The sequence below is a fragment of the Deferrivibrio sp. genome (assembly GCF_055117995.1).
In genome coordinates this window covers 38115-60388 of sequence record NZ_JBSQOT010000009.1, presented here as the reverse complement: position 1 = coordinate 60388, position 22274 = coordinate 38115, and the positions used below count along the sequence as shown (strand labels likewise).

The following is a 22274-nucleotide window of genomic DNA, read 5'->3' as shown; positions in this document are numbered from 1 at the left end:
AATATATTTCTTCTCATAACAAATGTGGAATGTAGCTACAAAAGGCCTGTTTCTCTTGAAGACAAATTAATAATTGATATGAACTTTTACCAGATTTCAAAAACAAGATTTGAAGGAAGTTATGTTTTGCATAATGGTGAAGGTGTTGTTTATGCCGAAGCGAAAACGACCCTTGCTTGCTTTGATGCTGCAAAGGGAAAAAGCTGTGAAGTGCCTGATATTCTCAAAGAAAAGTTTGAAAATATGAAGGTTAACAATGATTGATGTTAAAAGTATAGAAATTGAAAAGTTAAGAATTAAAGCCGAGTCATATTTTAAAGAGGGCTATTACTGCTCGGAGGCCGTTGTAAAAGCTTTTGAAGACGTAACAGGGGTAAGGTTTTCTGATGATTTTAAAAAAAGCATGGCAATATTGGGAGAAGGTATAGGTGGTCAGGGGTGCATATGTGGGGCAGTTTCTGCATCAATACTGATATTAGGGAGATTTACCGGGCGTTTAAATGTATATGAGGATAAACAACAATCTCAGAAAGCAGGTAAATTATTCATAGAGAGATTTAAAGAAAAATATAAGACTACGTGCTGCAAATCATTGACAAAAAGGAGTGAAATGATATTTGGCATTGGCAAGTTCAAACATTGCCCTCAGATAACTTCTTTCTGTGCTGTCCTGTTATTGGAAATTCTATCGGAAAATAACCTTTTAAGAAATTTATGATTTGATATTTATCTAAATGTCATTTTTGTGTCTGGACTTAAAAAATTATTGCTTTATTTTATAGAATGTTGTAGTATTTATGCAACTGAGTTGCATAAGGAGGGTTTCTATGAAAAGGTTTGTTATTTTACTTATAATGATTACGATTTGCTCTAAGGCATATGCAAAAGATATAATATTTGTAAGTATCTTGCCTGTTAAATTCATAGCTGAGCAGATTGCAGGTAACAATTTTGAAGTAAAAGCACTTGTGCCTGAAAATTTTGACCCACACACTTACGAGCCAAAACCTGATGATATGAAAATGTTTGCAAAGGCAAAGTATTATTTATCAATCGGTGATAATTTTGACGGGGTATGGCTTGATAAACTGATAAGTGTTAATAAAAAAATAAAAATTGTAAATATTGACAATACTATCCGGAAAAGAAAATTCGACGATCATGAAAGTCATCATGAAAATAATGCTGAACATGAGCATGGTATGTATGACCCTCATATATGGACGGGCTTGAAAAATATGAAAATTATGGCAAAAAATATTTTAAATTTTTTGAGCAACGAGGACAGCAAAAACTTAAATTATTATAAGTTGCGCTATGAACAATTTATAAAGGAGATTGACAAAATTATTGGGGAATTTGACTCAATATTTACAAATTGTGACAACAAAAAATTCCTTGTTTTTCACCCGTCTTGGGGATATTTTGCCGATGATTTCCATCTACATCAAATAGCAATAGAAGATGAGGGTGGTGAGCCTTCAATCAAGCACTTAAAAAGTATAATTGATATGGTTAAAAGGGAAAATATTAAGGTTATGTTTGTTCAGCCACAGATAAATAGTAAAATTTCAGAAACTATTTCAAAACAGTTGAAAGTGGAAAAGATTACAATAAACCCTTTAAGCTACAATATCCTTGATGAGTTTTACAAAATAAAAGAATCATTTATAAAATCCTGTGGTGGTAAGAATGAATGAAGAAATAGTAAGCGTTTCAGGCGTGTATTTTTCCTATAATGGCGATTTTGTTCTTGAAAATGTCAATTTGAAAGTAAAGGAAAAAGACTTTTTAATGATAGTAGGACCAAATGGGGGTGGAAAAACAACCCTTGTGAAAATGTTGCTTGGGATACTGAAACCTGCAAAAGGTGAAGTAAAAGTTTTTGGGACAAGCCCTGAAAATGTGCTTGATAAAATAGGCTATGTTCCACAAAAGATGAACAATGTAAATGATATGCCGCTTACCGTTCTTGAGTGCGTATTGACAGGATTGAAAAGCGGATTTTTTAAAATTCGGTATACCAAAAATGAAATAAAAAAGGCTGAATATGTACTTTCAAGGGTAGAAATGGATAAATTTAAAGATAAAAAGATGAGTGAGTTGTCCGGTGGGCAGGTTCAAAGAGTTTATCTTGCAAGGGCATTGATTTCATCACCAGAGCTTTTAATTCTGGATGAACCAACATCCAATATTGACCCGTATGGCAGTTTTTGCTTTTTTACAACGCTGGAAGAAATCAACAGAGAAAAAACAATTATTATGGTAACGCATAACCTTAATCTTCTTGCCACTAAAATCAACAGTGTTGCATGTGTGAACAAGTATCTTTTGTATAATGACAAACCTGAATTAACAAAAGAGATGATGGAAATTATGTACGGTATTCACGATGAACATTATTGCTCAATGGGAGCATATGTAGCTGAAGAGATAAAGCACCTTACAAAGTGTGAAGGGGAAAATTGCTGCCATTATAAAGGAAGAATATGATGCTTGAGTTGTTGAATTACGACTTTTTTTTAAACGCTGTTTATATCTTACTTTTTGCAAGTATTGTGTGTGCGGTGGCAGGGGCATTGATTGTTATAAATAGAATGGTATTCCTTGCTGGTGCTGTTGCCCATGCAGCATATGGTGGTGTAGGTCTTGCTTTTTTTCTGGCTCAGCCTGTTTTGCCGATAACTCTTGCATTTTCCATTGTTAGCTCTTCAGCAATTGGTATTTATACGGCAAAAAAGACAAGCAGAATAGACAGTGTTATAGGGATATTTTGGGCTTTGGGAATGGCGTTGGGGATTATACTTATTGACTTTACTCCGGGATACAAAGCAGATTTAATGAGTTATCTTTTTGGGAGTCTGCTGGCCGTGTCATCTAACGATATTTTGATGGTGGTAGTTTTAAGTGTTATTTCAATATTGTTTTTATTCGCATTTTACCGCCAGCTTGTTTTGTTTTCATATGACAGAGAGTTTGCGTTTGTAAAAGGTGTTAATATTGTGGCTATCCATACATTGATAATTATTCTTTCAGCTGTTTCTATTGTTATACTGATTAAAATTGTTGGTATTATTTTGGTAATTGCATTTTTGACTATCCCACAGTATCTGTCTGAAGGCAAGACTAACACTTTGATGGGGATGATTTTGTTATCATGTGTTTATACAATATGCTTTGGAATTTCAGGTCTTATTTTTTCATTTTATTTTAATACTACTTCCGGGGCATCTATAATTATCATTGCCGGAATATGGTTTGTTGTTGAAAAAATGTTTTTGGGAATAAAAAATGGAAAGTCTGAAAAAATTGCTACATAATAAAAATATAAGAATAACAAAAAATAAAAAACAGTTGTTGGAATTTCTAATTAAGGCTTCCGGGCCTGTATCAGCAGTGGAAATAATACATTATCTTTCAAAATTTACTAATATTAATAAGTCTACTGTTTACAGAATAATGGATGAATTTGTTTCCAAAAATTTAGTAAGAAAGTTTGTCAATGAAAATGGAGAGTCAATGTACTGTCCTGTTTATGAAACAGAAGGGGTACACGCACATTTGCACTGCAGCAGGTGCGATACTTATTTTTGTAAAAATCTTGATGAAAATTCTTTGTCTTACAGGTTTGATGACTTTAAGCAGGTGTCAGTTTCACTTTTGTTTAACGGGATATGTGAAAAGTGCAACGGTAGATAATTTTATTCAATGACTGTGTTATACGATTTAACATTATTAACACAAATTATTTTACTCGACATATTTTTGATAATTGTTGAAAGTTTCTTGATTATTTTTTAAAATTATTGGATAATTTTTATAATTTATTGGGATATAAAGATATTTTGCCTAATTTTTCTATTTACAACTTTTCCACATGTATGGCTTTAGTTTTTAATGATATTTTTTGGGTTGATTAAAATTTAATCAAACACAAGAGTTTGTTTGGATTAATTTTAATTTAAATTTTCTTTTTCAAAAAGTATACTCCGGCTAAAAATACAGGAATCCCTAATATGAAAGTACCAAGGAAATGCTTATAAACATAGGACAACCCTAATCCTTTCAAAATGATTGTAAATGAACCTTCAAGATAATATTTTAAGGGGGAAAGGTATGTTAGTTTTTGAAAGATATAAGGCATGCTTTCGATAGGGGCCCAGGAGCCCGAAAGATAAAGTATAGGAAGGAGCAACATAATTGTAATCTGTGAAACCTGAAGCATATTGCTTGCAACAGATGCAATAAACATGGATATTCCCGATGACGTAAATACATATATGGCTGTCAAAAGGATAAATAATATAAAGCTGCCGTTGAAAGGGACTTTCAAAACCCCTTTTATGATGATTATCGTAGTGGTTATCACACCCAGGATGATAATTATATTCATTGCTATCACCTTGGCTACCATGAATTCTGATATATTTACCGGTGAGACAAGAAGCATTTCAATGTTTCCATTTTCTTTTTCTTTTATTATTGCTGAGGCCGGAAGAATGAGAATCAACAATGTTATTACACTGAAAAGTTCTGTAATGGTCATAAATATATGTGAATCCATATTATTATTGTATAATATTCTCTGTCTTAAATTTACAATTGGCAGATTTTTAGTTTCGATATTAAATGAATTTTCTATGGAAAATTTTGATATGATTACAGATACATAGCCTGAAAACAGGTAGCTTGTTGATGTTTCGGTACCATTTACTATAATACCTATTTGGGTTTGGGTTTTGTTTTTGATATTTTTGCTGAAGTCCTCAGGGATGACGATGATACCAACACATTTGTCTTCAAAAAGGTATTTTTCTGCCATACTGACAGAACTTAAATATCCTGAAAATTCAAAAGTGGGTTTCTGAAATTTTGAAATGAGTTCTCTTGATAGAAAAGAATTATCTTCATCTATTACATAAAATTTTGCATTTTTTAAAGTAAGATCAATTCCGTTTGCGGCAATGTACATATCGCCGGTAAAAAGGTAGATTACAAAGAGCAAAAGTCCTTTATCTCTGAAAAACTGTATCAGCTCTTTAATTATCAAAACAACTATTCTGTAAATCATTCGTATTTCCTGAACCTATAAATTGCAACTGAGATAAAAATCAGGTAAAATACCAGCAAAATAGCTATATTTTTTATATAGCTGATTAATGACAGACCTTTCAGATAACTCATCTTTATCAGATTAAAAAAGTAATAATTTGGGAATATATGGGCTATAAAATATGCCTCATTGGTCATTGAGCTTACCGGTGTTATGTAACCTGAATAAAGTATTGAAGGGATAATACAAATTATTGCAGTCCCGACTACAGCTGTAACCTGTGTCATAACAAATGTTGAGATGAGGATACCAAGGGATGTAGAAACGAGCAGATATATTATTGCTGCCAATAGGAAAAGAATAAAACTTCCTTTAAATGGAACGTTGAATAATAATATTGTCATGGCAAAAAGTATAAAGAAATTTACAAAGAAGATTGACATTGCGAATAATTGCTTGGCAATTATAAACTCTGCTTTGTTTATTGACGATGTGTATATGTTGTAAATAGAGCCGTACTCCTTTTCTTTTACAATAAGTAAAGATGAGAAAATGGCGGGCCCGATGAATAAGGCTATTAGAAGGACACCTGATGCAGTAACATTTTTCTGCCTTATATCTTCATTAAACCAATATCTTGTTCTGATATCAATTCCCTGATTTTTGTTGCCGTTTGCAGATAAGAGGTCGATATTGAAATTATTGGCTATTATGTTTGAGTAGCTCACTGATACTGAGGCTCTGTAAGGGAAAATTCCATCTTCAAAAATCTGTACATTTACAGGTTTGTTTGATTTTAATCTTTTTTCAAAACCGTAAGGGATTACAATCATCATTCTGATTTTACCTTTGTCTATTAGCTTAAGCCCCTCTTTTTGACTCGAGACCGCACCGATTAGTCTGTAATACCTTGTATTTTCTATGAATTTGTATGCGAGCTCACGACTTAATACAGAATTATCCTCATCAAGTATTACAAAAGGTATTTTTTCCACGTCAAGTGCCATACCGTAGCCAAATACTATCATTATCATAATTGGCATCATAAATACCATTATTCTTGAAATTTTATCCCTCTTAAGCTCTTTAAATTCTTTTTTATAAATTGCTTTAATTTTTTTAAGTCGTAGCATCTTCTGTTGCACCCACAAAAATATCGTCTATAGTAATTATTTCTTCTTTAAAGTTAAGGTTTAGAGTATCAAGCAGAGAGATGTCTTTTGTATAGACTTTAACTTTTGTACCAAATATATCCGTTTTAAATCCCATATTTTTTATCTTTTCTTCCAGAGAGTAAGGAGTCTTTGTCTGCGTGGAATAGGGGGTACCAAATTTTGCTCTAAATTTTTCTCTTAAAGCTTCAGGCGAGTCAAATTCAGCAATTTCTCCGTTATTCATCAGACAGATTTTGTCACAAAAGTCTGCTTCTGTCATAAAATGGGTTGAAACAATAAATGTAGTATTCTTGTTGTTGGAAAAATACCTTATAATTTGCCAGAAAACGTCCCTTTCACTTATGTCAACCCCCGATGTGGGTTCATCAAGAAAAACAAGCATAGGCTCATGTATAACGGCACACATAAGGGCAAGTCGTTGTTTAATTCCAAGTGGCAATTTTTCGACTATTTCAGCTTTATAATTTTCAAGGTTTCCAAGATAGTAAAGCTCTTCAATTTTATTTTTTAGGGTGCTCCCTTTTATTTTTCTCAAAGTTCCATTAAGTACAAGGTTTTCTTTAACTGTCAAATCACTGTATAGGGAAAATTTTTGGGACATATAGCCTATTTTCTCTTTTAACAGATTATCCCCAATGAAAAAATTATAACTTCCGCTGCTTGGAGTATAAAGACCAAGCAGAATTTTCATCAACGTTGTCTTCCCCGCACCGTTTGGGCCAAGAAGTCCGATTATTTCTCCTTTGTTTACATCGAAAGATACGTTTTTAACTGCAAAAAAGTTGCCAAATTTTTTTGTGACATTTTTCAATTCAAGGATTTTATCCCCTATACTTTTTGCAGGTTTAATTTGAAGGTTTAGTTTTCGGGTGCCAATGGTTTTTAGTGCATTCTCTTCGATACCAAACTTAAATTTTTTGAAATCTTCCGGGTATGGCTTTTTGGGGGCAAATTTTACAAAATTTCTTCCAAGTATAACAAACTTGTGATTGTTTTCATCGAGATTATTATAAAATTCAATAAAGTCAGGTTTGTTATATTCATAATATACTTCATCTTCATCAATGCTGCTAATATCATCGTAAATTATTTTCCCTTCATGCATAATATAGACTGAATCTCCTCGTTCTGCTTCATCCATGTATGAGGTCGAGACAATTGCGGTAACACCTTCTTCAGAAATAAATTTATGAATAAGCCGGTATAATTCCCTTCTTGAAATGGGGTCGACACCGGTTGTTGGCTCATCAAGTATGATGACCTTTGGTGAATGGACAAGTGAGCAGCAGATGCCAAGTTTCTGTTTCATTCCACCTGACAATTTGTTGACCTGTCTGTCTTTGAATTTGTAAAGTCCTGTTGCATTTAAAAGTTCATATTTTCTTTCATTTCTTATTTTTGGGTCAACTTCATGAAGTTCAGCGAAAAAATCAACATTTTCCTCAATACTTAATCTCTGATAAAGGTTTAAACCAAGCCCCTGGGGCATAAAAGCTATTTTATCTTTTAGCTCTTCAAAATAGGAGAGTTTTTTCATTTCATAATTAAAAATTTTCATTTTACCTGAGTCAAATTTCAAAACGCCCGCCATTATTTTAAGAAGTGTGGATTTGCCAGCACCATCAGGGCCAACGATACAGGTTAGAGTTTTTTCCTTTATCTCTAATGAGACATTGTTTAATGCGACCCTTTTCTTATATTTTTTAACAATATTGTTGATTTCAATTATATTCATTGAAATTGATTATAAAATCTGCAGGCATTCCAGGCTTTAGTATATTTTCATTGTCATCAGCCTTAACCTTAATCAAAAATACCTGCTTTACTCGCTCACCCTGTGTTTGTACCTCTTTTGGAGTGAATTCAGATTTATTGCTTATATAAATAATTTCCCCGTTAAAAAATTTATCGTTGAAACTGTCGGTAAGAATTTTACCCTTTGTTCCAATATTTACCCTTCCAAGATAAGGCTCAGGCAGATAACCCCTAAAATATATTTTTGAAGGCTCATATGCAGTAAATACCGGCTGCCCTGAAGCAACGACTTCACCTGTTTGGGCAAATTTGCGAAGTACAAGTATGTCCGCAGAAGAATAGATAAATGAATCGTCTAAATGTGTTTTAAGCTCGGCAATAAATTCTTTTATTTTCAGAGAGTTATTCTTAGCAATTTCAAGGTCCTGCTCAGCGATTTTTATATTTTCTTTTAATGAATTAATTTCCTCGGCAATAAGGGCTATCTCTTTTCTGTTTTCAAGGGCAATATTATAAGCGTTTTGTGCATTTTGCATCTCTTTTTCAGATATCAAGACCATTTTTCTTGCACTGTCATAATCGCTTTTAACTGAAATATAAAAAGATTTCATTTCTTCAAATTTGTTTTTGGAAATTGCCTTTTCTTTGAAAAGCGATTTGTATCTATTAAAGTCATTTTCAGTTTTTATAAATGTTGCCAGTAATTTTTCATGGTTATTTTTATCAATTTGAAGTTTGGTTGAGGCATTGTTAAGGTTATTTGCTGCAATATTTATTTGGGCCATAATGTTTTTTTCGGTTATTTCTTTTTTTATTTCAAGCTGTTTTAATTTACTTTTGAGAGAAGAAATATTTGCTTGCTTTATTTTAATTAGATTGGTTGATGATTTCTCTTCAAATTCTGCCTGCCTTATTTTCGACTCTATGTCTTTAACGGAAAGCTTTGCAATCACCTGACCCTGTCTAACAAAATCACCTTCATCAAAATAAATTTTTTCAATTTTTCCGGGCATTTTAAATGAAAGATTTATTTCATCTGCTTCAATACGACCGCTTATTTTGATTTCAGAATTATGACCTGTAAAACACCCTGTTATGAAAAAAAATAGAAATATTATATTATAGATTTTCTTAAGCATGATATCCTCTCAATATAGGGCTTTTAATAATATTATTTTATAGAAAGAAAAATTACAATAAAAGATTGAATAATTAAAAAAAGGGGGATAAACTTATCCCCCAGATTAAATTTTAATTGCCTTCCAGAACAGATAAGGCAAATTCTCTTCCCCAGTCATATGCTTTCTTTAATTCATCATTACTTGGAGTCATCTGCACCCTCAGGGATTCAAGCGGAAGCTTCATGCGCATTGTTTTTAAAATATCTTCACACATTTTTACCCCCTCGCCACTCCATCCATATGAGCCAAAAGCTCCTGCTTTTCTGTTTGAAACGTTAAGGGCAACAAGCTGGGCAAAAATATTGAAGATTGGCTTCGGTGCCTTTGCATTGATTGTAGCCGTACCCATTACAAGTCCATGTGAAAGTTCAATTTCATCAATTATATCAGACACATTGGCCTCAGCTGCGTCAAACATTTTTACTATTAAACCGGTTTCCTCAGCTCCTTTTTTTATTTGTTCAGCAAGCATTTTGGTGTTACCGTAAGCAGTTGCATAGACAACGGTTATCTGCCTATCTGGATTATTTAGGTAATATCTGTTTGCCTGTTTTTTATAAAAGTCTATGTAAAAGTCGATATTTTCCCTTAAAATAGGACCATGTGAAGGGCAAACCATTTTTATATTGATAGTTTCAATTTTTTTAAATGCATTTAGAATGTGCTCTTTGTAAGGTCTCATTATTGAAAAGTAGTAGAATTTAAATGCTTCTCTGATATCTTCTTTTTCTTCAATCTCATCATTAAAAATACCTTTAGATGGGCAATAATGTGCTCCAAGGAAGTCGCATGGAAACAAAATCTCATCTTCCACAAGATAAGTAAACATTGTGTCAGGCCAGTGTAGAAATGGTGTATGGAAAAACCTTAAAGTTTTACCACCTAAGTCTATAATATCCGTGTCGCCTACAGCTCGACCATTAAATTCTTTATTGACAATATTCTGTACAAAATTTTTGCCGGTTTTTGAGTAGATTACCTCAATGTCAGGATTAATTTCCAAAATTTTAGGTAAAGCTCCTGAATGATCTGGCTCGTTATGGTTTAGTATAATATAGTCAATTTCTTTAATAGGGCATATTTCATTAATTGTATTTACATAGTCATCGGCAAATATCATTTTATTTGCTTCTATAAGAGCCTTTTTTTCTTTCCCGATAACAAGGTAGCTGTTATATGTAGTTCCATGTTCTGTGGGTATGACTATGTCAAAAACTTCAAGATTAGGGTCTTTTACCCCAACCCAGTAAATGTCTTTCTTAATTTTTACTGCATTCATCCAAAACCTCCATACTAAAAAACCACCCCTAAGGGTGGTCTTTAATTACCCTTCATATTCTTCAAAGCTTTCTTTTGGAGCTCCACATTCAGGGCAAAGCCAGTCTGATGGAACGTCCTCCCATGCAGTCCCTGGATTAACTCCGTTATCAGGATCACCCGCAGCTGGGTCATAAATGTAACCACAAATTGTGCAAATATACTTCATAGTAACCTCCTTAATTTAGAAATATTATAAATATCAAAAACCCATTTGTCAAATAGATTTTTCTTCGGGATTTTTGATACCTATTCTCTTAAGTAACCTCTTTTTTATTATATCACATATTTCTGAATATGTACGACCATTAATGGGAATTTGACCGCCAGCAGATTTCATGTGGCCGCCACCTGTCCCAATATTTTTTACAATTGCAAGGGCAATACTACCAACCTTCTTTTTATTGGATTTACACCTGAGGGAAAAGTAAGCCATATTGTCAACTCTGCCAATAACAAACGTCCACTTTATATCCCTTATTTTTAGAAGGGCATCAGCTGTTTCGGCTATGAGATCTGTATTTCTTACCTCATCAAGGTTACAAAATATCAAATCTTCAATTACTACTGAGTTTTCTATTGCTTTTTTTATATTTTTGAAATGATATCTTGGCAAATCAGGGGTTTCTATTTTTGCAAGTTTATTGAGATTAATAAAAGGTAGAATATACCCCATCATTTCAAGATCGGTTTTGCTATTACTTCTGCCATATCCTATGGTGTCAGTTTTTATCCCGTAATAAAGAGCCGTGGCTGTTAGTTTATCAAGTTCCAGCCCTATTATCTTATGGTATTCTCCAATAATTGTACTTGTACTGCCATACTTGGGTCTTACATCGTATATTTTAGCCTTTTTGGTTTGCAATCTGAAATTATGGTGATCTATTACTATATCAGGGAAGAAATTGTCAGGGATATAAACATTACCGGCTGTTGGCTGGGTATCCACAAGAATAATACAGTCATATCGTGAAAATGTCAGTTTTCTGGAGCTGTGGAGCTCTATTTTGCATTGTTTTACCATCTCCCTGTTTTCTGCCCTTCCAATAACGCCGTCATATGCAATAGTACATCTTTTTTTTAGTATTTTGCTTAGAATATTTTTTATCCCCGTAGCCGCACCAAGAGTATCAGGGTCAGGGTTATTATGCGTAAGGATAAGAACTTTTCGTTTGGGTTTTACAAAACTTAAAATTTCATTAATCATCGTCAAATTATACCATACATATTTTTTAAATTTACAAGAAGGTAATGATCAAGTCTCCATTTTCTGTTTCTATCTGAACTTTATTGTCATATGTAACAATCTTTTCTGACAGCTTTTCCGGTGAAAACTTTGAAGATATATCAAAAGCAGCCTGATTTCTTGAGTAGGCTTTTAACGTAAAGCTTTCAATAAATCCCTTGTTTTTGAGGAAATTAAGGATTTTGTTTAAGTTGGAAAAGTTTCCAAAGTTTAAAAAGGTTACGTTATAGTTTATATTTTCAGACTTGATTTCTTCAAATTTTATTAAATTTGATGTCACATATTTCAATATATTTTCTGTCGCTTTTTTAAAGGCAATTTCAATAGCTTCACTTTCACTAACCCCTAAAGATGAAGTCTCTGCCTTGATAAGAGGGAGCGACTCTTTTTTTGAATATATTTTTAACTGAGTAGTAAGTTTACATAAATACTGGCTATCAAGCTGGGTAATATTAGGTGTGATACTTATGATAAATAGATATTTTGCTTTATTGTTTCCAAAATTAGCAAGTTTATCTTCAAAACTGAAATTTTCCGGAGTAATAATTTCGAAATCTTCCTGGTATTGCAGGGAGAAATTGTAACTTATGAGATACTCGTTAAGTATTTTTTTAAGTTTGTTTTTTATTTCAGCATCAATTTGTTCGTTTTCTATAAGATAAACTACAGAGTGAGTAATTTTATTTATAAAATATTTGGCATCAGTTACCGCTACATCATCAATTTCTGCTTCTATGTCGTAAAATACAGTAAAGTCTTTGACATATCTGTTTAAAATGCGATATTTCTGTACAAATTTAAAAAATTCTTCATTTATGTCAGGTGTGTTTTGTTCGGGGTGGGCATTTGAAAAATAGTTATAAATTGCGTCTATCAGGGCAGCATTTTTTGCCTGATTTTCAGCTGATTTAAGATCATCATTTACTATAACGGCCTTACCACTGCCTTTAACAGTGTATGAAAAACCGGAATAGGCAAAGATGACAAGGAAAATCACAATTAAGCTATATTTCATCTGCAACCTTTTCCATAAAAGTTTCAAAATCTGTGTAGTGCTTCCATTGTAAACTGTTGTATATTTTATCACCCTTTACGCATAAGTGAAGTTTTTTTTCATTGCCGTATATAACCTCAGGTTTGTTAGTCTTCACAAAACTGCAGAATGTGTCAACTATTTTTTTTATACTTACATTATGACCAGCGGCATTGTAAACACAAAAAGGGAGTTTATCCTTTATCGTACTTTCAATAGCAATAAGCATATCTTCAATATACCCGATATTGATAACTGTTTCAGGATTAAGATCGATTCTTACCTGATTTTCATATTTTAGTTTATAAAAGATATCTGGAAGAACAGGGTAGATACCTTTTGATTGTCCTACAAGAAAAGGGATGCGAATTATTGTGACAGGTAAACCGAAATTTTCGTTTAAGGATTTTAGCAATGATTCTACAGATAATTTAATATTTCCTCCTATCGATTGGGTATTTGGAAAATCTTCTTCCGTATAACAATTTTCTGCATCAGTAAACCTATAAACATCCATGGAGCTTATGTAAACCAATCTTTTATCAGAAAAATCCTTCCCCCAGTGTTTTATAGCTTCAATAGCAATATTCAATGCTCCGGCGAAATTATCTTTGATATAAGCTATTGCGAGGTTATCTTTATTTAACACCATACTATTGAATGCAAAATTAAAAATAAAATCTATCCCCTTTTCGCTATTTAAATTAGTAAGAGCAGTTTTCTTTTCGGTAAGAATATTGGCAAGCAGTCTTGAATTACCAATATCCCCTTTTATATAGTCAAAATTGTTATAATTATTAAAAATCTCTTTGTTATCGATATACTTAGAATCTGCTTCATTATCGATTCCAACAATATTGTACATAGGGAAATTATCAAGAAGAAGTTTCGCAAATTTGGAGCCCAAATGTCCAAGCACACCTGTTATAAGAATATTTTTCATTTTGTTTCCAATATTTTTCTTTCGGTCTTACCAAGACCTTTAAATTCTACCAGAAGATAAACTGTTCTTGCTGTGCCTTTGTTGATAGAATTTTTTTCTACTATATCATAATAATTTTCTTTTAGCAAAAGTCCTGCATTCCAGCAATCCGATTTGTAAAGCCACTTAACCGATAGTTCCTGTTTTTTTAGCCCGGTAAATTTTACGCTTTTTTCATAGGATGCAAATTTTTGATATAAATCTACTTCAAAATTTTCGGCATTGTAGCTTAAACCATATTTAAATGTTGTATTGTAATCGGTAATTGTGTTATCGAATATATATTCCGTATGTATTCCAAGATTTTTAAAATTGATATTATAACTATTTTTCAAATATGTAGATTTGTCAGTATAAAAATTATAGTTTGTTTCAAAAACTATATCAGCTATATCCCGATAGTTGAACAAACTTGTAAGAAGCAAAGGCTCAAATCTCTCTTCTTCCTTGACTATGTTATATTTTTCTGAAATCTCAATTTTCAAATTCCAGTTTTTATTTTTAATAAAATTTGTCATGGTGTAGCTGTAATAGTTTTCTTCATCAATTATATCGTTATCAATAAAATTGGGAAGCTTTGACTGATATAGGTAAGGAGTAAATTTGTATTCAAAAGAGTTGAAAATGGAATGTCTGAATGAACTATAGTCCTTATAAATTTCATTGAAATATAACTTTGCTCCATAAGTATAAATGTAACGCTTGATGTTATCTTTGCTGTAATCAATATTTAAAAATTCTGATTCAAAGTCCCTGTTATCTGAAATTGATAAATTTTCAAAATTATTCCAATAGGTTGTGCTTTGAATATAGTAAGGTGTCAAAGTAGCTATTTTTAGATTGTATGGTTTGTAGATTTTTAATTTTACAAAATATCTGTCATATCCGGTACTTTTTCCTGATTCTGAACCGAAGATATTATAACTATAATTGGTGTATAGCACTTTGTTATAGTCGGCAAAGTAGTCAAATTTTATACCGTAAAAATTAAGACCGTACTTTTCAAATATCAGATTTGGTTTTCTAATAATATGATTTTTTGTGTAGCCAGTCGAGTTTATATAATAGTGCATGTTGTCAAGATATCTTAATGATATATCAGAATATTTCAGTCTGTAATTAAGTCTTATTTCATTTACAGAATAGTTTTCATCACTATTTAGCTCTATTATATCGTTTTTTGGGGCAAAATCGTCAAAATCTTCTTTGTACTTAAAGTCACTTACATAATCGGTATTAAATTTTAGCTCAAGGTTTTCAAGGATAAACAAATTTGACTTATTGACAATTCTATATCGGTTGTTTTTGTTTGACTTTGAATTTTGGTCATCAATAAATTCTCCATAAAGATAAACTGATTCTCTGGATGATTTCGCATATCGAAATTCAGTATTTAGCATCGGACCTTTCATCGTAAAATAATTTATACCGGCAGTAATATCCTTATTAACCCCAAGATTTGAAAAATATTTGGGTGTTATAAACAGACCGGCATCAGTTTTGAATCCAATTTCAGGCACCAAAAAGCCACTTTCTCTTTTCTTTTTTATTGGCCAGACAAAATAAGGTGTATATAGAACTGGTATGTCGGCAATGTTGAAGGTTGTATGTTTTGATTTGAAATATTCACCGTAATCTATCCTGGCGATTCTTGAGTGAAAATGCCAATCAGGCTTCTCCTGATTGCAAGAAGTAATGTTTGCATTGGAAAGTACAAAATTATTTTCACCTGTCTTTTCAATGGATTCAGCAGAAAAGTATGTGTGAGGGGCATAAAAGCCTTTTCCATTTTTGATGGACCCTTTTTTTGTGGTAAGGTTTATTTTTAAATATTCTGCTGTAAGATAGTTCTGGTCATCCTGAAATACCACATTACCTTCTGCTTCCGTGAGGTTTTGATCTTTATAGTATGTTACATTGTCGGCAACCATGATTATGTTTTTATAGGTTATAAGGACGTTACCTTCAGCAAAAACAGTATTATTGTCGATTGATGTTATTCTGTCAGCTTCAAGATTTACTTTCTCCGCAAAACATACAGATGCAGTTAAAAGAATTATAAAAAGTATATTTTTAAACAAAATTTTCCCTTATTTTTTTTCTTAAAAAACCGCAAAGGTAAAGTGAACCGCAAATCAGTATATCATTTTTATCACTTAACTCAAGTGATTTATAAACGGCATTTATAGGATCTTTTATCTTTATTACATTTTCCAGCAAAAGTGTGTCAATATCTATGCTTCTTTCATTGTCAGGTATTTCACAAACTATTATGTTTTTTATTTTTTGACTTAATATATGTATGGATTTTGATATATTTCTGTCTTTTGTCGATGAAATTATTGCGGTGTCTACTTTTTTGATATTTTTTATTAAGTTTATGATTCCATTTGGGTTATGTGCTCCATCCAGGATAAATCTTCCAATTTTTTCCATTCTGCAAGGCGGCAGTTCATATTTTTCATGAGGGTTGATTTTTATGCCAAGCTCATTTTTGGCTACTGTGCCAGCCAGTTCAAGATTGTAATTGTAAGGTGCGGGTAAATTATTTGAAATATCTGTGTCATAGATAAAAAATAGATTTTTTTCGCTGTGTTTTTCCCTGATATAATCAATTATAAATTTTTGATTCTTGCCAATATAAACATTTTTGTTGTTTTTTATAATATTCATTTTTTCATCTACTATTTTATAAATTGATTTGCCAAGGTAGTTTGAGTGGTCTTGAGATATTGTAGTGATTACAGGTATTTTATTGTTTAATACATTTGTTGCATCAAATGTCCCACCCAGGCCTGTTTCTATTACACTTATATCGGGGCTAAATTTTTGAAATATCTGAAATGCAGTCAATGTAAGCCCTTCGAAAAATGTTAGATGAAATTTTTCGATAACAGGTTTCAGATTTTCAAAGCAATTATCAAAAAGCTCAATATTTACAGGCATATTATTTAGAACTATCCTTTCATTTATGCGTTCAATATGAGGGGAAGTGTACAAGACCGATTTATAACCATTTTTTAAAGCTGCTTGATGAATAAAGTATGCAGTGGAACCTTTACCGTTTGTGCCAGCGATATGAATGATTTTTCCTAACTTTTTTTCATCAAAATTTATATATTTCAGAGCTTCATCTATTCTGTTTAAAGTGAGTTCAATACTTCCAAACTCACCTTTATTGTAATAAGTTTCAAACTTAGTTAGCATTTAGCCAAAAAAATCTAATAATTTACTGATAAAAGGCTTCCACTCTTTTCTATGCAATACCGCGTCAACCATTCCATGTTCCAATAAAAATTCGGATTTTTGGAACCCTTCCGGTAGTTTTTGCCTGATTGTTTGCTCTATTACCCTCGGGCCTGCAAAGCCTATCAGTGCATTTGGCTCAGCAATAATTACATCTCCCAACATTGCAAAACTCGCAGTTACGCCTCCCGTAGTGGGGTCAGTTAGTACTGAAATATGAGCAAGCCCGGACTTTGCAAGTTTTTTCAGTGCGGCAGAAGTTTTAGCCATTTGCATCAATGATAATATACTTTCCTGCATTCTTGCTCCGCCTGAGCAGCTTATTGTTATTACATGGTTTTTGTTGACAATGGCTGATTCTATGAGTCTTGTGATTTTTTCACCTACTACACTGCCCATACTTCCGCCCAGGAAAGAAAATTCAAATGCTCCAATATGGATGTTTTTCCCATTTACCGAAGCAACACCGGAAATGAAAGCATCTTTATACCCGGTCTTTTTTATTGCGTCCTTTATTCTGTCAGGGTATTTTTTGGTATCCTTGAATTTTAAAGGGTCAAGGGAGGTTATATTGGCATCAAGTTCAATGAAACTGCCATTGTCAATAATGAAGTTTATTTTTTGTATCCCGCTTGTTTTAAAGTGATATTCACATGCAGGGCATGTATGGAAATTTTTTTCTATATCTGCTTTGTAGCTGATTTCACCACATGAAGGGCATTTTGTCCATAAATTTTCTTTTATGTCGCTTTTTTTTCTAATAGTCGTAACTTTTTTTACTTGCTCTTTAATAAAATCTCGAAGCCCCATATTGCCTCCGGAAAATTTGTTTTTGAACAAACATTATGGAACTTTTTTTTGATACTTGCAAGCAAAAGGTTTGAAGAGTTGTTCAATTATGTTGAATTTCGAAAACTATACTTTTTTGGTATATTTTTTTGTTGATTTTTAAAAAATTAATGTTATTATGCTGTTATGGGTAGGCCAAAAAAACAGAGAAAAATTAATTGTTGCGTTGAGGGGCATTATTTTAAACCTCAGGGGATTCCGCTCAGTGAGTTAAAAGAGGTTGAGCTTGCCGCTGACGAGATAGAGGCGATAAGACTGAAATATGTGGAAGGTTTGGAGCAGATAGCTGGGGCTGAAAAAATGGGGATTTCTCAGAGCACATTTCAGAGGATTTTAAACAGTGCGTTAAAGAAAGTAGGCATTGCCATAGTAGAGGGGATGGCAATAAAAATTCTTACTGATAAAAATAATCATTGATTTCTATATTTGCATCATAATTTTTTGGTTAATAGAAAGTAATCCTGACAACAAACTCTTAAACTTTTAAGTTGTTAATCTACGAAAAGCTACCCGATTAATTGTTGATTTTCCAAGCTTTATTACTTGAGTTTTTAATTTATTCTGAGTATATTTCATAATATTTTATTAAATAAATAGGAGAATAATATGGAATTTAACAGTTTAATTCTTGATGTACTTGATGGTAAAAAGGTAAGCAGAAAACCCGTGTGGCTAATGAGACAGGCGGGAAGATATATGCCTGAATATATGGCCGTAAGGAAAAAGGTTACTTTTTTGGAGCTTTGCAAAACGCCTGAACTTGCATGTGAAGTAACATTGCAACCTATAGATATTCTTGGGGTTGATGCTGCTATATTGTTTTCCGATATCCTTATACCGGTTGAGCCTATGGGGGTAAAACTTGATTTTAACCCGGCTCCATTGATAAGCAATCCTGTGAGGACATTAAGTGATGTTGAGAATTTGAGAGTAATTGACCCTGAAGATGATGTACCTTTTGTTATTGAAACTGTCAAACTGCTTGTTAAAGAGTTAAATGTTCCTTTGATTGGCTTTTCTGGCGCTCCATTTACACTTGCATGTTATATGGTTGAAGGCGGCGGTTCCAAGAATTTTGTAAATATAAAAGCTATGATGCATACCGAGAGGCAGGCTTACCTTAAACTTATGGATAAAATAACGGATTCTACTATTAAATATCTCCAATCTCAAATAGATAACGGGTGTAAAATTGTTCAGGTTTTTGATACGTGGGCAGGCATTGTTTCTCCTAAAGATTACAGCGAGCTTATATATCCATATGTTAAGAAAATTATTGATTCATTAAATGGTGCATATGTTATTTATTTTGCAAAGGACTCTGCTACATTTTACAACAAAATAAAGGAGCTTGACTGTTCGGGGATTGGTGTTGATTGGAAAATTGACCTGGATACTGCCGCAAAAAATCTTGATAATAAATTTGTTCTTCAGGGTAATCTTGATCCGGTAATGCTGTTTACAGACAAGAAAACATTAAAAGATGAGATAGATTTAATCTTTGAAAAGACCAAAAATGTTAAAGGGCATATATTTAACTTGGGTCATGGAATATTACCGGAAACTCCTGTAGATAATGTTAAATTTTTGGTTGACTATGTTCACTCTAAGGAAATTTAATGGCTGATGCTGTATATGTGATGTATATGGGGGGGCCAGACAGCATTGAAGCTATCGAGCCTTTCCTCTACAATCTTTTTACAGACAGAGATATTATTGATTTTAAAATTGGTAGCTTTTTGCAGAGCAGGATTGCAAAAATTATTGCAGCCAAAAGAAGCAAAAAAGTTGCTCATGAATATGAAAAAATGGGAGGTTTTTCACCTCAACTTCCTATAGCAAAAAGGCTTTTTGAAAAAGTAAAAGAATTTTACAGGCAAGAGTATAGCTCTGAGCTTGATGTAATATTTGGAATGACTTACTATAAGCCATACATTGAGGACACTTACAGCAGTCTCTTGAAAAAGGATTATGATAGAGTTACTGTTATGACTCTTTATCCTCAGTATTCGTACACTACAAGTGGAGTATGTTTTAAGAGATTTTATGCTCAAACATTTGTCAATCCGCCTAAATTGCCTGTAAAGATTATTCCTTTCTGGCATCTAAACGTCGATTACAATGAATGTATTATTAAATCTATTAACGAATCATTGTTATCTATTGGGGCAAAGGCCGAAGAGTCCATTTTGTTTTTCTCTGCCCATTCCCTTCCTGAATATACTCTCCAAAAAGGGGATTTGTATTTAGAGCAGCTTAATGAACAGATTGACTATTTAGTATCAAAAATAAATCCATACAAGAAAATACTTGCATTTCAGAGCAAAACCGGGCCTATGAAGTGGCTTGAACCGCCTACTGATACGACGTTGTATGGCCTGAAGGGTGAAAAGCGACCTGTAGTGGTTGTGCCTATTTCATTTGTTTCAGACCATATTGAAACATTGATTGAGCTTGATGAACAGTATATAAAAAATGCCAGAGAGATGGGGATTAATGTTGTTAGAACTGCAAGCCTTAATGACAGAGATGACTTTGCTAAAGCAATCGCCAGATTAATTTTTGAGAGTTGATATGAATAAGTTTGTAGATTTTTTAAAAATGATAAAAATCGAACACTCAATATTTGCTCTCCCTTTTGCATTTACAGGGGCAATAATTGCCGCAAACGGTATACCTGAATTTAATAAAATACTCTGGATAATAGTGGCAATGGTTGGTGCAAGAACGGGAGCAATGGGGTTAAACAGGGTAATTGATGCTGAAATAGATAAGAGAAATCCAAGAACGGCCAATAGGGAGATTCCCGCGGGCAAAATAAAAAAAAATGAGGCAATTTTTTATATAATAATTAGTTTTGTGGTTTATGAATTTGCCACTCTTATGCTTAACAAGCTTTGTTTTATTTTATCACCGATACCCCTGGTAATATTTATTTTATATTCTTATACAAAAAGATTTACTGCTCTTTGCCATATTGTACTTGGAGTAGCACTTGGTCTTGCTCCAATTGGTGCATGGGTTGCTATACGGGGTGATATTAATACAGGTATAGTTTTGATGGGGCTTGCCGTATTATTTTGGGTTGCCGGTTTTGATATAATTTATGCTTTGCAGGATATTGATTTTGACAGAAAGGAAAATCTCCATTCAATTCCCAGATATTTTGGTGTAAGAAATTCTCTGGTGCTATCAAGGATTTTTCATATGTTAGCATTTTTTATATTTTTGTACCTTTATAAATATTTTAATTTTGGTTTGATTTATTTATTTGGAATACTTATTTGTGGTGCTTTTATGTTTTACCAGCATAGACTTATAAAAAGTGATGATTTGTCCAGGGTAAATATTGCCTTTTTTAACCTAAATGCCTACATTAGTCTTACTGTATTCATGTTTACGCTTCTGGACATTATTTTTTAAAGGGGTCCAATGAGAAGATTTTTTGTAGGGATTACCGGCGCAAGCGGTTTTTTGTATGGTTTAAGGCTTGTGGATGAGTTGCAGAAAAATAATGAGCATGAAATTTATATTAGTATTACTCCTGATGCTTTTACAAATGCCAGGCTTGAGCTTCGTGAAAATGACCTGATAAGCATAAAAGATAAATATTTTAATAAGTCCAATATACATTTTTTGGATTACAGGGATTTTGCAGCTCCGGTGTCAAGTGGTAGTTTTAATATTGACTCATACATTGTTGCTCCGGCATCGATGGGTTTTGTAGGTCGTGTAGCCTCCGGGGTTAGTTCAAACCTTATTGAAAGGGCCGCTGATGTAGCATTAAAAGAAAGGAGAAAACTTGTAATTTTGTTTAGAGAGGCACCTTTAAACAGTATTCATCTTGAAAATTTGTTAAAGTTATCTAATTGTGGAGCAATAATTTTTCCGGCTGCGCCTGCTTTTTATCATAGCCCTGAAAATATAAATGGGTTAATTGACTTTATAGTTGGAAAAATATTTGATATAATAAATGTAGAGCACTCTTTATTTAAGAGATGGATGTAGTTGATAGGGGGTCACAGATGAAAGTTATTTGTTCAAAATGTGGTGTTGATTTTTTTACAAAGGATAAAAAGAAATTTTCATGTCCTTCCTGTTCAGAAGAATTTGATCTAAAATCAAAGTCTGAGCAATTTGAGGTAAAAACATTAAACGGGATTGTGTTTCCTGGGTTAAGTTTTGATGATATAAAAAGAGGGATATTGGAAGGTAAGTATTTGTCTGTGGATTTTGTCAAAACAAATTTCAAACCATGGATGAAGTTAAAAGATTCGGATTTCCAGGAATTTTTTAAATCGAGTGTTGAGGGGAGTAAAAAAGAAAAGGGCGGCTCATGGTTTTGGTTTTTTCTTTTGTCTTTTGGTATAAACCTGTTGCTATTGTTTTTTATATACTTGCAAAAGATTAAAATAGATTCAATTTTAGGTAAATAGG

General features: G+C 32.7%; 24 protein-coding genes. 12 read left to right on the top strand and 12 right to left on the bottom strand.

The genetic code is table 11. The features are described 5' to 3' along the window. From ACTCAF_RS04385 to ACTCAF_RS04360, 6 genes are all read left to right on the top strand, one after another. Positions 1–264 (top strand): acyl-CoA thioesterase (locus tag ACTCAF_RS04385; RefSeq protein ID WP_463062078.1); only part of this gene is annotated, 264 nt, incomplete at its 5' end. Next, positions 257–718, top strand: a complete 462-nt coding sequence (locus ACTCAF_RS04380; RefSeq protein ID WP_463062077.1) for a C-GCAxxG-C-C family protein — start codon at positions 257–259, stop codon at positions 716–718. The genes ACTCAF_RS04385 and ACTCAF_RS04380, both read left to right, overlap by 8 nt. 109 nt (positions 719–827) lie before the next feature. Then, positions 828–1700 carry a metal ABC transporter solute-binding protein, Zn/Mn family gene (locus ACTCAF_RS04375; RefSeq protein ID WP_463062076.1) on the top strand — a complete coding sequence of 291 codons (873 nt, stop codon included), beginning with the start codon at positions 828–830 and terminating at the stop codon, positions 1698–1700. Next, complete coding sequence (locus tag ACTCAF_RS04370) at positions 1693–2493, top strand: metal ABC transporter ATP-binding protein (protein WP_463062075.1); 801 nt, start codon at positions 1693–1695, stop codon at positions 2491–2493. Before ACTCAF_RS04375 ends, ACTCAF_RS04370 begins: the two co-directional genes overlap by 8 nt. Then, on the top strand, positions 2493–3320 hold the full coding sequence (locus tag ACTCAF_RS04365; RefSeq protein WP_463062074.1) for a metal ABC transporter permease: 828 nt from the start codon (positions 2493–2495) through the stop codon (positions 3318–3320). Before ACTCAF_RS04370 ends, ACTCAF_RS04365 begins: the two co-directional genes overlap by 1 nt. Beyond that, a complete protein-coding gene (locus ACTCAF_RS04360; protein ID WP_463062073.1) occupies positions 3292–3699 on the top strand; it encodes a Fur family transcriptional regulator in 408 nt (135 codons plus the stop codon). Before ACTCAF_RS04365 ends, ACTCAF_RS04360 begins: the two co-directional genes overlap by 29 nt. Before the next feature lie 262 nt (positions 3700–3961). On the opposite strand, the gene ACTCAF_RS04355 is transcribed toward ACTCAF_RS04360, so the two are convergent. The 12 genes from ACTCAF_RS04355 to accD form a co-directional block, all read right to left on the bottom strand. Next, positions 3962–5071, bottom strand: a complete 1110-nt coding sequence (locus tag ACTCAF_RS04355; protein WP_463062072.1) for an ABC transporter permease — start codon at positions 5069–5071, stop codon at positions 3962–3964. Further along, positions 5068–6186: an ABC transporter permease gene (locus ACTCAF_RS04350; RefSeq protein ID WP_463062071.1), complete on the bottom strand. Its 1119-nt coding sequence runs from the start codon at positions 6184–6186 to the stop codon at positions 5068–5070. Before ACTCAF_RS04350 ends, ACTCAF_RS04355 begins: the two co-directional genes overlap by 4 nt. Next, on the bottom strand, positions 6173–7963 hold the full coding sequence (locus tag ACTCAF_RS04345) for an ATP-binding cassette domain-containing protein (protein WP_463062070.1): 1791 nt from the start codon (positions 7961–7963) through the stop codon (positions 6173–6175). The genes ACTCAF_RS04350 and ACTCAF_RS04345 overlap by 14 nt, the downstream gene beginning before the upstream one ends. Beyond that, positions 7950–9122, bottom strand: coding sequence for an HlyD family secretion protein (locus tag ACTCAF_RS04340; protein ID WP_463062069.1), 1173 nt, complete (start codon positions 9120–9122; stop codon positions 7950–7952). The genes ACTCAF_RS04345 and ACTCAF_RS04340 overlap by 14 nt, the downstream gene beginning before the upstream one ends. A 112-nt stretch (positions 9123–9234) precedes the next feature. Beyond that, a complete protein-coding gene (locus ACTCAF_RS04335; protein ID WP_463062068.1) occupies positions 9235–10443 on the bottom strand; it encodes an FprA family A-type flavoprotein in 1209 nt (402 codons plus the stop codon). Between the two features lie 45 nt (positions 10444–10488). Next, the gene (rd, locus tag ACTCAF_RS04330) at positions 10489–10650 is read right to left on the bottom strand and encodes a rubredoxin (protein WP_463062067.1); all 162 of its coding nucleotides are present in this window, start codon (positions 10648–10650) and stop codon (positions 10489–10491) included. Positions 10651–10698: 48 nt separating this feature from the next. Then, the gene (locus tag ACTCAF_RS04325) at positions 10699–11688 is read right to left on the bottom strand and encodes a DHH family phosphoesterase (protein WP_463062066.1); all 990 of its coding nucleotides are present in this window, start codon (positions 11686–11688) and stop codon (positions 10699–10701) included. A 31-nt stretch (positions 11689–11719) separates the two neighbouring features. Continuing rightward, the gene (locus tag ACTCAF_RS04320; RefSeq protein WP_463062065.1) at positions 11720–12742 is read right to left on the bottom strand and encodes a hypothetical protein; all 1023 of its coding nucleotides are present in this window, start codon (positions 12740–12742) and stop codon (positions 11720–11722) included. Then, positions 12732–13703 carry an NAD-dependent epimerase/dehydratase family protein gene (locus tag ACTCAF_RS04315; protein WP_463062064.1) on the bottom strand — a complete coding sequence of 324 codons (972 nt, stop codon included), beginning with the start codon at positions 13701–13703 and terminating at the stop codon, positions 12732–12734. Before ACTCAF_RS04315 ends, ACTCAF_RS04320 begins: the two co-directional genes overlap by 11 nt. Continuing rightward, the gene (locus ACTCAF_RS04310; RefSeq protein WP_463062063.1) at positions 13700–15823 is read right to left on the bottom strand and encodes an LPS-assembly protein LptD; all 2124 of its coding nucleotides are present in this window, start codon (positions 15821–15823) and stop codon (positions 13700–13702) included. Before ACTCAF_RS04310 ends, ACTCAF_RS04315 begins: the two co-directional genes overlap by 4 nt. Further along, entirely contained in the window at positions 15816–16949 is a 1134-nt protein-coding gene (locus ACTCAF_RS04305) for a bifunctional folylpolyglutamate synthase/dihydrofolate synthase (RefSeq protein WP_463062062.1), read from the bottom strand. Before ACTCAF_RS04305 ends, ACTCAF_RS04310 begins: the two co-directional genes overlap by 8 nt. Next, a complete protein-coding gene (gene accD / locus ACTCAF_RS04300; RefSeq protein WP_463062061.1) occupies positions 16950–17798 on the bottom strand; it encodes an acetyl-CoA carboxylase, carboxyltransferase subunit beta in 849 nt (282 codons plus the stop codon). It abuts the gene before it with no gap. A 165-nt stretch (positions 17799–17963) separates the two neighbouring features. Between accD and ACTCAF_RS04295 the strand changes: the two genes are divergently transcribed. The 6 genes from ACTCAF_RS04295 to ACTCAF_RS04270 all read left to right on the top strand — a co-directional run bounded on the left by ACTCAF_RS04295 (position 17964) and on the right by ACTCAF_RS04270 (position 22273). Further along, complete coding sequence (locus ACTCAF_RS04295; RefSeq protein WP_463062060.1) at positions 17964–18254, top strand: DUF134 domain-containing protein; 291 nt, start codon at positions 17964–17966, stop codon at positions 18252–18254. Positions 18255–18443: 189 nt separating this feature from the next. Continuing rightward, positions 18444–19457 (top strand): uroporphyrinogen decarboxylase, encoded by a 1014-nt coding sequence (hemE, locus tag ACTCAF_RS04290; RefSeq protein WP_463062059.1) that lies wholly within the window; start codon positions 18444–18446, stop codon positions 19455–19457. Further along, complete coding sequence (gene hemH / locus ACTCAF_RS04285) at positions 19457–20410, top strand: ferrochelatase (RefSeq protein WP_463062058.1); 954 nt, start codon at positions 19457–19459, stop codon at positions 20408–20410. The genes hemE and hemH overlap by 1 nt, the downstream gene beginning before the upstream one ends. Position 20411: 1 nt before the next feature. Then, positions 20412–21260, top strand: a complete 849-nt coding sequence (locus ACTCAF_RS04280; protein WP_463062057.1) for a UbiA-like polyprenyltransferase — start codon at positions 20412–20414, stop codon at positions 21258–21260. A gap of 9 nt (positions 21261–21269) precedes the next feature. Then, positions 21270–21845 (top strand): UbiX family flavin prenyltransferase, encoded by a 576-nt coding sequence (locus ACTCAF_RS04275; protein WP_463062056.1) that lies wholly within the window; start codon positions 21270–21272, stop codon positions 21843–21845. 17 nt (positions 21846–21862) lie between these two features. Continuing rightward, positions 21863–22273 carry a hypothetical protein gene (locus ACTCAF_RS04270; protein ID WP_463062055.1) on the top strand — a complete coding sequence of 137 codons (411 nt, stop codon included), beginning with the start codon at positions 21863–21865 and terminating at the stop codon, positions 22271–22273. The last annotated feature ends 1 nt before the right edge of the window (position 22274 follow it).